A 16,306-nucleotide genomic window follows, 5' to 3' on the forward strand; every position below is an offset into this window, starting at 1 on the left:
GGTTTCTTAGCTTATTTTGTAGTGAGAATCTCATTATCCACTATAGAAAGATAAAATGATAGAGCATTCTAAAAGTAGACTATTTACTTTTGGAATGCTCTTTTATTATGAGAATACATGCGAATAAATAGATAGATGTAGGAAAGAACTTGTATCGTGATAATTGTAAAGAATACTCGTTACTATCACAAAAAAATAATTTTTAGAATATTTTAAAAATAACTTTACAAAACCGGAAAAATTAGTAGAATATTAATTAATAAGAATTTTCTGATAAATAAACATTAGAAAATCTCTCAAAATTAGTTTCGTACATATAATTGGGGAGGGTACAAAAATGAAGAAAAAGATGAAGAAGTTCACGGCGGTTGTAGCGCCAGTTTTAGCGATGAGTATGGCGTTGACAGCTTGTTCTGGATCTGGTGGGGAGAAGAAAACAACTACGACGTCTAATGGTGGTGGGGAAGAGAACAAATCCGAAATTAAATACGCAGCAAAACAAGTATTAAATCGTACAGAGAATCAAGAAATTCCGACGATGGATACGTCTAAATCTACTGATACGTTAGGGTCACAAATTTTAGGGAACACGATGGAAGGATTATATCGTCTTGATAAAGATAATAAGCCAATCCCAGCTGCTGCAGAATCTAGTACGAAAAGCGAGGATGGAAAAAAATATACATTTAAATTACGTAAAGATGCAAAATGGTCGAATGGTGATCCTGTAACAGCGAAAGATTTCGTATTTGCATGGCAGCGCTTACTTGATAAAAATACAGCGTCAGAATACGCATTTATTGCTTACTATATTAAAAACGCAGAAGCAATTAATAAAGGTGAAAAACCTCTAACAGATTTGGGGGCAAAAGCAGTAGATGATTATACACTAGAGGTAGAATTGGAAAAGCCAGTACCATATTTCTTGAATTTACTAGCATTCCCGTCATACTATCCGTTAAATGAAAAATTCGTAAAAGAAAAAGGCGATAAGTACGGTTTAGAAGCAGATACAACGGTGTATAACGGGCCGTTCGTGATGTCTTCATGGAAACATGAACAAGGATGGCAGCTAAAGAAAAATGATAAGTATTGGGATAAGAAGACTGTAAAATTAGAAGAAATTAACTATAGTGTAGTGAAAGAAGTTGCGACGAAAGTAAACTTATATGATACAGGGTCAATTGATTTCACACTACTATCAGGAGAGTTTGTAGATAAATATAAATCGAACAAAGAAGAATATGGCGAGTATGCAGAATCAAGTACATTCTTCTTACGTTTAAATCAAAAGCGTAACGGACAAGATACGCCGTTAAAGAGCAAAAAGCTTCGTGAAGCAATTGCATTATCGGTTGATAAAAAAGGACTGGCAAACGTTATTTTAAATAATGGTTCAAAAGCAACAGATCAATTAGTACCAAAAGGACTTGCGACAGGACCAGATGGTAAAGATTACCAAGATACATTTAAAAATGGCCTGAAATATGATCCGAAAAAAGGTGCAGCAGCTTGGGAAGCAGCGAAAAAAGAACTTGGAAAAGATCAAGTTACAATTGAATTACTAAGCTATGATGATGGAACTGCGAAAAAGATTGCTGATTATGTTAAAGATCAAATTGAGAAAAATTTAAAAGGTGTAACAATTAATACAAAAATTCAGCCGTTCAAACAAAAATTAAAATTAGAGACTGCACAAGATTATGAAATTTCTTATGCAGGTTGGAGTCCAGACTATGCGGATCCAATGACATTTATTGATATGTTTGAATCGAAGAGTCCATATAACCAAATGAGTTATTCAAATGCAAAATACGACGAAATGGTACAAAAAGCAGGTAATGAATTAATGGGTGATGCGAAGAAACGTTGGGAAACGTTAGGAAAAGCTGAAAAACTATTCCTTGAAGAAGATGCTGGGCTAGTTCCTTTATATCAAACAGGAAGAGCGTATGTAATGAAACCGACTGTTAAAGGAATTGTGAAACACAATATTAGTCCAGAATATAGCTTTAAGTGGGCGTATGTAACGGAAGGGAAATAAGAAAAAAGAGCGTTTGAAAAATATATTATTTATTTTTTTAAAACGCTCTTTTGCTATCCAATTAAATTTAAATAGATAGAGAAGAATAAGAAAAGTGGTACTTACATATAGTAGATGGGGGAGAATTCGTATAGTAGTAATAGATTGTTATCGAAGTAAATAAATTAATTATTATGAATATTTTAAAAACACTTTACATTCCAAGGGAAATTAGTAGAATAATAATTAGTAATAATTTTCTGATAATTTAAATTAGAAATCTCTCAAAGTTAGTTTCGTACATATAAATTGGGGAGGGTACAAGAATGAAGAAAAAGATGAAAAAGTTTACGGCGGTTGTAGCACCAGTTTTAGCGATGAGTATGGCGTTAACAGCGTGTTCTGGATCTTCAGGTGGGGAGAAGAAAACGACAACGACATCTAATAATGGTGGAGAAGAGAAGAAATCTGATATTAAATATGCGGCAAAGCAAGTGCTAAATCGTACAGAAACGAATGAAATTCCGACGATGGATACTTCAAAAAATACAGATACACTTGGCTCACAAATTTTAGGGAATACAATGGAAGGTTTATATCGCCTTGATAAAGATAATAAGCCAATCCCAGCTGTAGCGGAATCTAGCACAAAAAGCGAGGATGGCAAAAAATATACATTTAAATTACGGAAAGATGCAAAATGGTCAAATGGTGATCCTGTAACAGCGAAAGATTTCGTATTTGCATGGCAACGTCTAGTAGATCCAAAAACAGCTGCTGAGTATGCATTTATTGCTTACTATCTTAAAAATGCAGAAGCGATTAATCAAGGAAAAGGAGAAGTTTCGACATTAGGTGTAAAAGCGGTAGATGATTATACGCTTGAAGTAGAACTAGAAAGACCTGTACCCTATTTCTTGAACTTAATGGCATTTGCGTCATACTATCCATTAAATGAAAAGTTCGTAAAAGAAAAAGGAAATAAATTCGGTTTAGAGTCTGATACAACACTGTATAATGGTCCATTTGTGCTTACAGACTGGAAACATGAGCAAGGCTGGAAATTAAAGAAAAATGATCAGTATTGGGATAAAAAGACTGTAAAACTAGAGGAAATCAACTATAGTGTAGTAAAAGAACCAGCTACTAGAGTAAATTTATATGATACAGGTGCAATTGATTTCGCGCTATTATCAGGTGAATTCGTGGATAAGTATAGAAACAATAAAGAAGAGTTTGGGGCCTATTCGGAAACAAGTACGTTTTACTTACGTCTAAATCAAAAACGTGGTGGTCAAGATACACCTCTAAAGAGTAAAAAATTACGTGAAGCAATTGCGTTATCAATTGATAAGAAAGCTTTAACGAATGTTATTTTAAATGATGGTTCAAAACCAGTGGATTACTTAGTACCAAAAGGTTTAGCAAGTGGACCAGACGGTAAAGATTTCGCAGAAACGTTTAAGAATGGTTTAAAACAAGACTCCAAAAAGGCAGCAGCAGCATGGGAAGAAGCGAAAAAAGAACTTGGAAAAGATCAAGTGACAATAGAGTTATTAAATTATGATACTGGTAATGCGAAAAAAGTTGGGGAGTATGTAAAAGATCAAGTTGAAAAGAATTTAAAAGGTGTGACAGTAAATATTAAGTTGCAACCATTTAAACAAAAACTAAAATTAGAATCAGACCAAGATTATGATTTTTCATATGGTGGCTGGAATCCAGATTATGCGGATCCAATGACATATCTTGATATGTTTGAAACAAAAAATTCGCAAAACCAGATGAGCTACTCAAATTCAAAATATGATGACATTATTACTAAAAGTAAGACAGAATGGATGGCTGATGCAAAAAAACGTTGGACAGAGTTAGGTAAGGCAGAGAAATTATTACTTGAGGAAGATGTAGCGCTCGTACCTTTATATCAAAGTGCTAAATCATATGTTATGAAACCGAATGTAAAGGGAATTGTGAAACATAATATTAGTCCGGAATATAGCTTTAAATGGGCGTATATTGAAGAGAAATAAAAAAGAGAAGAGCATTTTCAAGTTGCGGTATCGCACTTGGGAATGCTTTTTTATGTGCACTAATTATGGATGGGTGAATATATGTATTATAGAAAATTTAAAGGAGAATTTTATGAAACGAAACAAATACATTGATTTCCTAGCTTATTATGGAATAGGGAGTGCTCATCCTGGTGGTTTTACGTTAACAAAACAACTGTTAGCACAATTGCCTTTTAGATATGGAGCAAATGTCCTTGAACTCGGCTGCGGTACGGGGAAAACAGCAGCGTATATGACAAAAGAATATGGTTATAGAGTAACAGCGGTTGAACAGAATGAGATTATGCTTCAAAAGGCGAAAGATAGATGGTCGTTTGAGGGAATAGATATTCAATTAATTGAAGGAAGTGTAGAGCAATTACCTTGTTTACATGACTCATTTGAGTTCGTACTCGGAGAATCGATACTCGCTTTTACAGAAAAAGAAAAGGTTATTTCAGAGTGTTATCGTGTATTACAGAAAGACGGTAAGCTTGTTGTCATTGAAATGATTATTGATAGGCACATTGATAAGGGAGAGGAAGAAAAAATCGCTCAATTATACGGGATGAAAGAACTATTAACTGAGAGCGAGTGGGTACAATTATTTCAGAAAGCAAATTTTCGGCGGGTTACTATTGCTGGCGGTGGTACAATTGCAGAAACAATCTCTAGCTATATAGAAGAGCCGGAATGGAATGTATCACAATTTATTCCGAATGAGTTATATGAGGCATGGGTACAGCATGAAAATGTACGACTTATGTACCAACATATTTTAGGTCATCGTATTTTTATATGTGAAAAATAAAGAAAAAGAGTTGGCCAAAGATAGTCAACTCTTTACTTATGTTAAATGAAAAATAATGCAGCTAATGTAATTCCGAAGATGAAACCAAATCCGAGTTCAACACCCCAGCCACAACCGCCGCCTCCCCAGCCACCGCAACCACAATTACTACAACCACGACCACCACATCCACAGCCGCTGAATCCACCACCACAACCAAATCCGCAACTATCACATCTGCTAAGGCCGCCGCAAAGATCACAACCACCGTTTGCATATGCATCATAGTATCCGAATCCTGAATCAAAAGATGAGCGCTGTTGCACCGGTTCAATCCATACAGAGTTTTGTGTCACATCGATTATTTTACCTAAATGTATACGGCCATCACGGTCTTCAATCCGAACAACTTTTCCGAAGTAACGTCGGCACGTATCATAACATTTTTGTCTATGCATATTCATTCCTCCTTCCCCATTACAGTAATACGATATGTAAGGGGGACAAGTGCGGCTTGTACGAATGCCCTAACTATCATAATTGTTATAGGAAAGGGGAAATATAGGAAGAGGATATATAAGGAGGAAAAGGCATGAAATCTACAGATCAGTTTCAGACATACGAAGTACCGTGGGAAGAATTTATTGAAGCATTGCGAGAGGAAATGAAAAAGCAAGTAGGGACAGATATTATTGATACAGTAGTTTGCAATTTAGAAGATGGTTTTGAAGTGTATACATATGTGCAGGGGGATTTGGATTTTGAATATAAGGAAGCGCTGGAAAGGAAATACGGGAGTGATGCAAAAACTCCTAACGTGTTAACGATTATGTTATTAGCTGGCATTTATCGTACAAGTGAAGAGAATATACGCTTACATGCGGATCATAAAGATAATCCGATTGTTGAAGTGTATGTGAAGAAATGAAACACGCTGTGAAGGCGTGTTTTTTAATTTTATGATAAAATGTTAGAAAATTAAGAAAGGTGTTGATGGTTTGAAAATTAAACATCTTAATTTAACAGTTGCAGATGTAGTAGCTGCGAGCGAGTTTTTAGAAAAGTATTTTGGCTTAACTTGTAGCGGAACAAGGGGAAATGGCTTTGCAGTTATGCGTGATAATGATGGATTTATACTAACTTTAATGAAAGGAAAAGAAGTTCAGTATCCAAAAACATTTCATGTAGGATTTCCACAAGAAAGTGAAGAACAAGTAGATAAGATAAATCAAAGATTGAAGGAAGATGGATTTTTGGTTGAGGCTCCTAAACGTGCACATGCGTATACGTTTTACGTTGAAGCACCTGGTGGATTTACAATAGAAGTGATGTGTTAAGTCAAAAATCAAACTTTTTGTTATGTGTTTTTAAAATAAAAAGTAGGAAAAGTCTGTTTTAAGTGTAGAGCTTAAACAGGCTTTTTTACTTATATGATCGGATAGAAAACGCTAGAAGGAATCATATTCAGTTTTTATAACTGTTTACATAATAAAGTTATGCTACGTTCGTTGTCCTAAAATACAAGTCATATATCTTGTATCCTCTCATAAATTTAAACATAGGAATTTGTCTACAAAGGTGGCGAAGCCTCATCATGAAAATTCGAATTTGTGCCACATTCATGTTGTTTCTATTTATATGGTTACATCCTTTTTGGACTTTTGCAAAAGGAGAGGAGGCAAAGGAAAGGGTCGTTTCACTTGTATATGATGATTCGGGCAGCATGAGAAATAACGATCGCTGGAAATATGCCAATTATGCTTTGCAAAGTTTAGTTGCGCTATTAGATGAAAAAGATACATTTTCTTACGTTCCAATGAGCAAGCCGAATGATCAATTAAACATTTCGTTAACGAAGGATAAGAGACAAACGGAAATTGAGGGAATTGGAGCGTGGAAAACGTATTTAAATACTCCGTTTAGCGCAGTAGAAACGGCGATGCAATCTATAAAAAAGGAAGCAGATATAGATGGGAAACGTGAATTTTGGCTTATTGTGTTAACTGACGGGGCATTTAATGATTTAGAGAAAGATAAGATTGGCGGAAAAGAACAAATTACACAGAAGTTAGTACAGTTTAAGAAAGAAATGGATGCAAAAAAGATATCGTTACATCCAATTTTAATTACGATGGAAGAGGATTTAGGACAGCAAGAAAAGGCACAACTAAATACGTTTAAAGAAATATGGAAGAAAGAGATAAATGGAGTTACGATGCCATCTAGTGGAGAGGATGGTATTGTAAAAAGCGTCAATCAAGTGGCGGCATTAGTTGCAAATCGTGATCCGTTCTCCTCTGTTGAATCGATTGTAAAAACGAAAGTAGTAGGGAAGAAAGTAGAGATTACAACACCATTTCCGTTAAAGCGTATGACGCTTGTGCGACAATCGCCTTCTCTGCCCGATTATCAGGTCACACAAATTTCTAAACCATTACAATTACAATCTTCTTTTTCTATACATGCACCAGGCGAAGCGAAATTGTTCGGAAATATAGTTCATATAAGTACGGAAAATGAGGAAGTTATTAAACCAGGAACTTATACGATAGAAGTGGACCAGGATATTGAGAAAGAAGGGTTACAAGTACTAGTCGAACCGGCACTTAATTATACTGTTTCTACTTATGACAAAGAGGATAAGGATAGAAAAAATGTTGAGGAAATGTATGAAGATGTGACAGCTGTTATTGAAGCAAAACCTACTGAGTTGCCAGTTCAGTCTTCTTACTTTCAGGCCGAAGTAGAAATAGACGGGAAGCAATATGCGATGAAGTGGGACGATAAAAGACATGTATTTTATTACGAAACGAAGCTTACTAAAGGATTAGTACGCGGGAAAGTTCATATGAACATAAAGGGGTTTTACAGACAGACGAAAGAATTTAAAATCGAAACAACGAAAAAGCCTAAATTATCACTTCAAACTGTCACGAAAGATTATGAAGAAAAAGTAACAAATTTAGAGAATAGTAAACCATTTATTATACAACCACAGTTAGATGATAAGCCGATGACAGAAGAGGCTGTAAAAAAACTATTAAAATCTACTGGTGTCACATCTAAACAATCAATCAACTATGAAATAAAACAGCATGGTAATCAAATTTACATTTATCCTCGACCGCATTACTCCGACACGTTCAATTTTACAGATACCGGCACCGTAGAAGCTACCATCGTAGTGCAGGATTCAAAATTACCAAAAGTAAAGAAAGATATAACACTCCATATTCAAAATGCGCCGTTTTATGAAAAGTATGCGCTTATTTTTAAGCTTGTTATTCCTATCACTTTATTACTGTTAATAGTAGGAATAATCGTTTTAGGATGGATTGTCCGTCCAAGATTTCACCGGAAAGCATTATTGTATTACGAATGGGATCAAGAGGTAGCGAAAGATTGGTTATATCAATCTGAGCCAGAGTTACTCAAAAATAAATGGTGGAAACATTATTTTGGTATTCCGTATAGAGCAGAAAGAAAGACTGTGCAATCCGTTACGTTTATAGCAAAGAAAGGATCGAAATCGATATTTGTAGCGAAAGAGTCACAAGTAGTAGGAATGATTATTGATGGGATGTTTATAACAGAGGATGAGGTTGGAATGGAACATAAGACACTATATCCAAATGAACTTTTAGTAATTGATAGAGGATATGGTAAGGAGATTTACAAATACGAGTGTGAATAGTAGATGAGGAAAAGAGGAGAGTATTATTTTTCCCTCCTTTTTTCAAACAAGCAAGAATAGGAAGGTGGTTCACATGACGTTACAAGTTCCAACAATATTAATTGGTTTAGGTGGAATCGGTAGTACTGTGACACATCAAATATATGAAAGACTACCTGAGGAGCGTCGGAAAAAAGTAGCAATGCACGTATTTGATACAGATGTGAATACATTGAGTAAATTCGATCATATTCGAAAGTTTAAGACGCAAACGAGCTCTAGTAAAACACCTAGGGAGTATATTGCGGGAGATCCGACGATTCCAGAGTGGTTTCCGATGGATCCAACTATACTTGATAAACCATTAACAGAAGGAGCAGGACAGTTACGCGTCATTTCCCGTTTAGCGTTACGTGCTGCGATGAAAGAAGATAAATTAACGTCCTTTTGGCAAGAAATCGAGAAGATTTTTCCAGTTACAAGCGATCAAACGGAATATGGAGTACGTGTCATTATCGTAACATCACTAGCGGGCGGAACAGGTTCAGGAATGTTTCTACAAATTGCATTATATTTACGTGAAATGCTTCGAAAAAAACTGCAACATCACAACATTTTAATACGTGGTGCGTTTCTAATGCCGGATGTGTTAGTGAAGACGAGAACAGTTAGTGCGAAAGAGTTTGAAACGGTGCAAGCAAACGGCTATGCCTCGTTAAAAGAATTACATGCCATTACGCTCGGTTCTACAGGAGAACTATCCAAACGCGGCGGGGTTACGATTGAATTAGAGTATCGACCGGATCAAGTAGATGAGGATGGGAGAACAAATCACACGATTAAACAACACCATTTACCGTACAATTATTGTTTTTTATACGATTACGAAAATTTACATGGACACCATCTGCATAATTTATCAGATTATATGGAGCAAATGGCAAATACGATTTATTTACAATTATTTAGTCCGATGTCTGCAAATCATTTTGCACAGGAAGATAATCAAATTCAGCAATTAGCAGAATCAAGCGGGAAAGGGCGATATTGCGGGGCCGGAACGGCAAAGATTATTTATCCATATGAGCATGTGTTAAAATATTGTGCTTTAAAATGGGCCGTGCAAGGTTTAGATGAATCGTGGCTTCATTTAGATCAATTGTTTCAAGAGAAGAAGCATAGATATGACCAAGATGTAAAACGTGGTATGCAGCGTGAAAAGCCAGAGCGCGGGAAAAGTTATTTAGAAGATTTAGAACATCTTGCTACTCGTCCAGAGCAGGCTCATATTTTCTATAGACAAATGTACAATGAAACGCGTGAAGGAGCAGAAGGCGGCAAGGTTGGTGTTGCGAAATCTAAACTGTTTTTAGAAGCTGTAGAGAGTTATGTACAGCGTACGGTACAAAAAGACGAGGAATTAAATCGTCTGCAGCATGAGTGTAAAATTTCGGCTGCGAAGCTAAAAATGACGGAACAAATGAAAGGTGAAGTAGCAAGGGTCGATCATGCGGTTCGTTTATATGCGTATGCGATTCCGAGCCGTGTACATGAACATGTAACGACACTTTTATATGACATGATTGAATCAGACCGTTTTTCACCAAGTGGTTCTGAAGGCCAGTCATATCAATTAAATACATGGTTTTTAAAGAAAACAGATCCAGTTCATCCAGTAGCAGCTCGTTTTATGTTGTATGAAATTCGAAAGCAGTTAGTGGAAAAAATGAATCGACTACATGAAAATAATGAACAAAAGCGTAATTTAATTCAAAATTACGATAAGAAATTTAATGTGAGTAACATTGATGGAACGGTAACAGCTGTACGCCGAGTAGAAATTGCGCAACAACAAGGTTGGTTCGGAAAAATGATTAATAACCAGCAGCGTTTATTTAAAAAGGAATTTGAGGATATTGTAACGCAGTACGTACACAAATTAAACGAATACCGTAAAGAAATGCTATTAGAACTCGTTTATCAATCGTTATATCAAGCGGTTAATAAAATGATTCAATATTGGGAAAGGTTTTTTGATAATTTACATGAAACACGTGAAAATTTATTGTTCGAAATTCAAAAACGAAGCAAAGAATTTGAAGGGAAAACAAACCCAACGAATGTATACGTATTAGCGGAAGAGAAGTTACAAGAAAAGATATGGCAAGATATGCAACAACATTTAAATTTAGGTGTATTACCGAAAGATATATCAGCAGAAATTTATATGAGCTTATACGGGGAATATTGCCGGGATGCGAAAACAGAAGAAATTCAATCGAAAAAGGTAGAAGACTTTTATCGTGAGCACATACTAAGTTATTGCTATGATGAATTACAAATACGCTATCGCGATAAATTAGAGCTGAATATCGTTGAGGCATTACGAAAAGAAGCGGATTATAAGAATCGTGATCGTGATGAATATGTTCGTGAGAAAATTGAAGACTTGTTCCATTTAGCAAGTCCATTCGTGCCGAAAGTTTCTCATCATAGGGAATTACAATATTGGGGTATACACCCATCTTTAAAGAAAGAACTGCAAGAGGAATTAATGCAAGAAATGTTTAAAGAAAAAGATACAGTAAATGAAGCTTTCTCGCCATTTGAAGTCATTTGTTATCGTGCACATTACGGTTTATCACTACAAGACTTTCCTAAGCTTTCGTCTGGACATATTGCAAATGGATTTATGAATGATAAAGGTGATTATTTTCAGTCGTACTATCGCCGTGTAAACAAGTTGAATAGTAAAAAATCTAGTTTAACACCGCATTTAGATAAGTATTGGCACTTACCAGCATTCATGCCAGACTTAAATGCAACGCAAACGAAGTTAGATTATGATAAATGTAATCGAGCTCTTCTATACGCGTATATATATCGCTGGATTAGTTTAGTTGCTGTTGATGGTCAATTCGTGTATCAATATAACGGCGTTGGACGTAGTTTCTTAATTCAGTCGATGGGGAAAAATATTTCAAGCGAAAGTTATAAATTGCACAGAGCGTTACTTCATAATCCGTTCATTTATGAAAACATCTTATCCAGGTTTGAAGAAGAACAAGAAAAGGCGATGATACAAGGTGGGCATTTATATACACATCCATTTGTATTAGGTGCTCAAGATATTAGATGGCTACGTAAAGAGCATGTCCATAATATTTTAGATATGATTTTAATGTATGACCGTGAAGCGAAATATGATCCAACGTTAGAAGAAACTTCTGATGAATTATTAAGGTTATTCCTTGATGAAATTGAGTTATATTTCCAAAACTATTACGGTACAGGTGCCGATATGGTTGCCAAGAAAGAGAAAGAAATGTTTATTAAACAATTGTGGGATCGTTCGTACGCGAAAGGATACGTAGATCCAAATAGTGCGCCTTATAAAAAATGGCAAAATTTATTAAGCGTTCATGATGAAGAAGAAACGCCAAAAACGAATGTATAATGAATGAAAAGGGAATCCTTAAAAGTGGCAATACAACTTTAGAAAAGAGGGATTCCGATGCCATTTTTAGGAAGTGTATATCAAATATTTGGATTGTATCCAGAAATTTATTATGGGATGATTTCAGCTGAAATTGCGGAGCAGCAAAGATTGGAACAAGCGGAAAGTGAAGAACAAGAAACAGAAGTGTAACTGTATAAGAAGCTTCAAAATAAAAATGATAACACGCCACTTACTCTTTAAACGTATAAGAGCAAGTAGCGTGTTTTTTTGCTATTTAATAATCCCATTTTCTAAAATTTTAATCGTAGGTGTTACTTTCACGTTAGCTTTTGAAAAGACACTCGGCCAAGCGTCTTCAACTTTTTTCCATTCTTCATATTGAAACGCTCTCGCATAATCACCAAATCCGAATGGATCGAGTTGTTGTTTTTGAATTTTGTGGATTAAATTGTTCAAATCTTTGTTTAGTTGTTTTGTAATAAGAGAAGTTAATTTCTTCCTATCTTTATCTATATCCATATTGAATGTAAGTTCAGATACGGCAATTTTTAAATCTATTTTAATATTAAATTTGAAGTGGTTATCGCTATAGCCTGTACGGATATCACGATTCATGCTAAGAACGTTTATTGATACGAAATCTTCACCTTCTGTATCTTTTAGATGACTATTACTTTCAACTGAATGCGAAGGGATTTTCATTGTAAGTGAAACAGGTATATTAGCTTTTTTTTGCAACATGAGCAGAAGGGCACTTTCATAGCGATTTAAAGACATCTTATAAATTCCGCGAGAAGTTAAAAGTGCAGAGCCTGTAACGATAACATCTTTTTTTCCTTTTTTTATTTCTGAAATAGCAGGTGTTATACCTTTATTAAACGTTTGTCTATGAAATTCATGAAATGGTGTGAAAACTGTCCGATTGTATAATTTATTTGTATTAATTAAATCTGTTAAATACTCAGGAAGAGCAGGTTTATCTTTAAAGTTATTATATATAACAGAAGAAATTGGCCCGTCTACTGCAACCATGCGCATGTTTCCGGTATTTTTAGGATCGCGGTACCAAACATCAAGGTAAGGCATAGCACCTTCTTGTTTTAAAAATTTCGTGCTAAATAAAATGAGCTGTAACTTTTCTGTAGACACTAAACCGCTACTTGAACTATTAAACGTTGCTTTTGCTTCTCGGGGTGTACGTACTTTCGCTTCATGAGTTTCGTACTTTTTCTCCACATCTTCATTAAAAATAGGGTTTACGTGGTACACAATTAATTTACCTTTTGCTTTTGCGTCAAAGCCGTAAATTAATGAAATCGATTGTTTTTCTAAGTCTAGACGATCTCCACAGCCTGTTAAAAAGGTTATGAGAAAGCAAAGTATAGTGAAATGAATAAAGCGCCTCATTTAAACTCTTCTCCTTTCCCAATACTGATATAGTGTCATGTATAAGAGAAATACGACTGGAAATAGAAAAACGATAAAATAACTGGCAGCTCCCCAAAATTCTCGCAACGCACTTATTTGGTAAGAGGAAGGGATATAAAAGAATAGAACGAAAATGCATCCGAATAATAAAATCCAAACAGGTAACGAACTCCCTTTTTTGTTAAGTAATTGATTGATTCCATCTGAAGCGGTAAAAATATAAGGAATGCACGAATCGAAAATAATGAAGAGGTAAAATGACAAAAAGATAATTTCAAACCGTTCCAGAAATGAAAAGTGAAATGGTGTAATAAGAGAAAGAGTCGGCCATAAAAACTTAGTTATACCATCTGGGCTAAAATAAACGAAAGAAACGAACGTAACTTGTAGGTAGACGAATAACGTAATCATATTTGCAAGAACGATGCCTTTTTTTGCAGCTGATTTGTTAGTTAGATAGGGATAAAGGACGAATGCAAACTCGAATCCGAGAGACGCAATGATAGTTGATTTCACTGTGGTTACAACTGGTAGCCATCCTTCCTTTAGAAAGGGAAGAAGATATATCCAATGACCATCTTTAAGAGGGATAAACAATAGTAATGGTATCCAGAGGGTAAAAAGCACAGTGAAAACGGCAAAGCGACTAATAATAAGTACACCTTTACATGCAAGCATAAGCATTGGAATAGAAAGCAAAATCATAATTAAAAACATTGGAGTTCTAGGTAAAATCCAAATGTGAATGACATATAAAAGAGAAAAGATTAAGGAGACCGCAGCAAGTATAGCGTATAAAATCCAAAGAAGCATAGCGAATTTTCCTAGCCACTTCCCAAGATAACGAGTCAGCACATCAAGTAAAGTATACCCAGGATGCTTTTCCATAATTTTTACAATACATAGACTGACTAAAGTAGTGATAGCGCATCCAATAATAATAGAAATCCATCCATCTGTATTCGCCCCTTGTGCAACTTCACGAGGAAGTGTAAGGACACCGAATCCTACTTGAACACCACTAATCGTTAAAATGTATTGAAATAAACTAATCTCCCTCTTTGCACGCTTTGTCACTTCTCTTCCTCCGTTCCTTCTATATCGCGTTGTCGATTCTCTTGTTTTAAGTTAAGGGATAGTGGGCGCTTCTTCATTATTTTCCATGGTAAACGTATAAGAATATCTTTTAAATCCGAAGCAAATAACGGAGAAAAAGGACTACCATAAGGAACACCGAGAGATTCCATAGAAAGTATATGAATAATAATGATTGCCATCCCAACCATAATGCCAATGACACCAAATAAAGAGGCAATTATCATCATTGGGAAGCGAAGAAGTCGAATTCCTGCAGACATTTCTAGATTAGGGATGATGAAAGAAGCGACTGCAGTAATAGATACGACGATAACCATGACATTACTTACTATTCCTGCTTGAACTGCAGCTTGTCCGATGACAATCCCTCCTACGACGCCAATGGTTTGTCCAACGGGACCCGGAAGCCGAACTGCAGCTTCGCGGAGCATTTCAAGTACTAATTCCATCAAAAGTGCTTCTAATATAGGAGGAAAAGGAATTTTAGCTCGAGATTCTCCAATCGTTAACAATAATTTAAGTGGAATCACTTCATAATGAAAGGAAATCATAGCAATATAAAGAGCAGGAGCAAAAATTGCAATAAATAATCCAGTGAAACGAAGTAATCGTATAAAAGATGGAATCATTGGTCTGAAGCTGTAATCATCTATCGTCTGAAAAAAAGCTGAAAAAGTCATTGGTCCTATTAATACGCCTGGTGAACGATCTACAACAACAGCAATTCGCCCATCTAGAATATGATGTGCTGTTGTGTCAGGACGTTCAGTTATTGATAATTGCGGAAAGAGAGTATAGGAATTATCTTCAACAAATCCTTCTAATTCTCCGGTAGTAAGAATCGCATCCACTTTTACTGATTCGATACGGGATGCCATTTCTTTTACGACATCTTCGTCCGCAACATCTGCTAGATAAAGCAAAAAAACCTTTGAAGTAGCTCGTTCACCAACAGTGAATTCCTTCACTTTCAATTCGCGATTTGGAATATATCGACGAATAAGTGCAAGGCTGTCGCTCGCTACTTCATTAAATCCTTCGTGTGAGCTTTTTATGGAGCTCTCTGTTGTAGGCTCTTCAATGCTCCTTTTTGGTGCCGCTTGCGTATCAAGCTCTAAAGCGGATAATTGCCCGTTTATAAATAAAATACTTTTGCCGTGTAAAAGAGATTGTTCAATGTCTGTCCACTGCTCAATCTTTTTAATATTTCCGATAGAAACAGAGGCTTCCCAAAAATCGTCTTCATTCCACTCTTTAAATAAGAGAGGACGAAGGATGTTTACGTTAATAACAGTTTTGTCTACAAGTCCTTCCATATATATAAGTGCAGCTTCCTGTCCGTTTTTTAATGGAAAATTGCGTGTTATTAATTCTGGAATACCGCTAAACAGTTTGGACAAGTGCTTTAAATTAAGGGAAAGGGAAGAAGAAATAGATTTATTTAATGTGTGATCAGCTTGCTCTTGGTTAGAAAAAGATTTTTCACCACGAATCCATTTATTAAAAGACCCCATTTGTTTGCTTACTCCTTGTTATGTTTTATCCCGATTGGTGAGGGCTGATTAAAGTTTCACTTTATATGGGTTATTATGGATAGTTCCATACGGACATATGCGTAGTTTAAATTTTATATTGTATATTTTTAACTTTAACGCTATAATTATAGTGTTAAAGATGGAATCGTGATATGACCTGTTATGACTCTATCGTTTTATTTATGAATAAATGGATTGGTATTTTAGCAAGATGTGCTAATAAACTACTCCACCATGATAATAAC

The 16,306-nt window shown here is 35.5% G+C and carries 12 protein-coding genes; 8 read left to right on the forward strand and 4 right to left on the reverse strand.

Annotated features, from left to right (window positions below; all coding sequences use genetic code 11):
• Positions 1–337: 337 nt before the first annotated feature.
• From PDQ40_RS18270 to PDQ40_RS18280, 3 genes are all read left to right on the forward strand, one after another.
• Entirely contained in the window at positions 338–2,044 is a 1,707-nt protein-coding gene (locus PDQ40_RS18270) for a peptide ABC transporter substrate-binding protein (RefSeq protein ID WP_000728455.1), read from the forward strand.
• Between the two features lie 305 nt (positions 2,045–2,349).
• Entirely contained in the window at positions 2,350–4,056 is a 1,707-nt protein-coding gene (locus PDQ40_RS18275; RefSeq protein WP_000728470.1) for a peptide ABC transporter substrate-binding protein, read from the forward strand.
• A gap of 112 nt (positions 4,057–4,168) precedes the next feature.
• Positions 4,169–4,888 carry a class I SAM-dependent methyltransferase gene (locus tag PDQ40_RS18280; protein WP_000827923.1) on the forward strand — a complete coding sequence of 240 codons (720 nt, stop codon included), beginning with the start codon at positions 4,169–4,171 and terminating at the stop codon, positions 4,886–4,888.
• Positions 4,889–4,929: 41 nt separating this feature from the next.
• Here PDQ40_RS18280 and PDQ40_RS18285 read toward each other — a convergent pair whose 3' ends face one another.
• Positions 4,930–5,325: a hypothetical protein gene (locus PDQ40_RS18285; protein ID WP_000554985.1), complete on the reverse strand. Its 396-nt coding sequence runs from the start codon at positions 5,323–5,325 to the stop codon at positions 4,930–4,932.
• A gap of 134 nt (positions 5,326–5,459) precedes the next feature.
• Between PDQ40_RS18285 and PDQ40_RS18290 the strand changes: the two genes are divergently transcribed.
• The 5 genes from PDQ40_RS18290 (at position 5,460) to PDQ40_RS18310 (ending at position 12,189) form a co-directional block, all read left to right on the forward strand.
• Positions 5,460–5,795, forward strand: coding sequence for a hypothetical protein (locus tag PDQ40_RS18290; protein ID WP_000842907.1), 336 nt, complete (start codon positions 5,460–5,462; stop codon positions 5,793–5,795).
• A gap of 70 nt (positions 5,796–5,865) precedes the next feature.
• A complete protein-coding gene (locus PDQ40_RS18295; RefSeq protein WP_000693976.1) occupies positions 5,866–6,204 on the forward strand; it encodes a VOC family protein in 339 nt (112 codons plus the stop codon).
• Between the two features lie 257 nt (positions 6,205–6,461).
• Entirely contained in the window at positions 6,462–8,561 is a 2,100-nt protein-coding gene (locus PDQ40_RS18300) for a vWA domain-containing protein (protein WP_270691558.1), read from the forward strand.
• Between the two features lie 73 nt (positions 8,562–8,634).
• On the forward strand, positions 8,635–11,997 hold the full coding sequence (locus PDQ40_RS18305) for a tubulin-like doman-containing protein (protein WP_000175141.1): 3,363 nt from the start codon (positions 8,635–8,637) through the stop codon (positions 11,995–11,997).
• A 57-nt stretch (positions 11,998–12,054) separates the two neighbouring features.
• Positions 12,055–12,189: a hypothetical protein gene (locus PDQ40_RS18310; protein WP_001116173.1), complete on the forward strand. Its 135-nt coding sequence runs from the start codon at positions 12,055–12,057 to the stop codon at positions 12,187–12,189.
• 81 nt (positions 12,190–12,270) lie between these two features.
• On the opposite strand, the gene gerSC is transcribed toward PDQ40_RS18310, so the two are convergent.
• The 3 genes from gerSC to gerSA are packed head-to-tail and all read right to left on the reverse strand — an operon-like array spanning position 12,271 to position 16,040.
• A complete protein-coding gene (gene gerSC / locus PDQ40_RS18315) occupies positions 12,271–13,407 on the reverse strand; it encodes a spore germination protein GerSC (protein WP_262734740.1) in 1,137 nt (378 codons plus the stop codon).
• Entirely contained in the window at positions 13,408–14,505 is a 1,098-nt protein-coding gene (locus PDQ40_RS18320) for an endospore germination permease (protein ID WP_000166500.1), read from the reverse strand. It lies immediately after the preceding gene.
• The gene (gene gerSA, locus PDQ40_RS18325) at positions 14,502–16,040 is read right to left on the reverse strand and encodes a spore germination protein GerSA (RefSeq protein ID WP_046198274.1); all 1,539 of its coding nucleotides are present in this window, start codon (positions 16,038–16,040) and stop codon (positions 14,502–14,504) included. Before gerSA ends, PDQ40_RS18320 begins: the two co-directional genes overlap by 4 nt.
• Between the last annotated feature and the right edge of the window lie 266 nt (positions 16,041–16,306).

It is taken from the genome of Bacillus cereus group sp. Bc061 (genome assembly GCF_027715825.1).
GTDB classification, from domain to species: domain Bacteria; phylum Bacillota; class Bacilli; order Bacillales; family Bacillaceae_G; genus Bacillus_A; species Bacillus_A paranthracis.

Coding starts and splice junctions, on each gene's coding strand:
- PDQ40_RS18270 (WP_000728455.1), top strand. CDS start 338: ATGAAGAAAAAGATGAAGAAGTTCACGGCGGTTGTAGCGCCAGTTTTA.
- PDQ40_RS18275 (WP_000728470.1), top strand. CDS start 2,350: ATGAAGAAAAAGATGAAAAAGTTTACGGCGGTTGTAGCACCAGTTTTA.
- PDQ40_RS18280 (WP_000827923.1), top strand. CDS start 4,169: ATGAAACGAAACAAATACATTGATTTCCTAGCTTATTATGGAATAGGG.
- PDQ40_RS18285 (WP_000554985.1), bottom strand. CDS start 5,325: ATGCATAGACAAAAATGTTATGATACGTGCCGACGTTACTTCGGAAAA.
- PDQ40_RS18290 (WP_000842907.1), top strand. CDS start 5,460: ATGAAATCTACAGATCAGTTTCAGACATACGAAGTACCGTGGGAAGAA.
- PDQ40_RS18300 (WP_270691558.1), top strand. CDS start 6,462: ATGAAAATTCGAATTTGTGCCACATTCATGTTGTTTCTATTTATATGG.
- PDQ40_RS18305 (WP_000175141.1), top strand. CDS start 8,635: ATGACGTTACAAGTTCCAACAATATTAATTGGTTTAGGTGGAATCGGT.
- PDQ40_RS18310 (WP_001116173.1), top strand. CDS start 12,055: ATGCCATTTTTAGGAAGTGTATATCAAATATTTGGATTGTATCCAGAA.
- gerSC (WP_262734740.1), bottom strand. CDS start 13,407: ATGAGGCGCTTTATTCATTTCACTATACTTTGCTTTCTCATAACCTTT.
- gerSA (WP_046198274.1), bottom strand. CDS start 16,040: ATGGGGTCTTTTAATAAATGGATTCGTGGTGAAAAATCTTTTTCTAAC.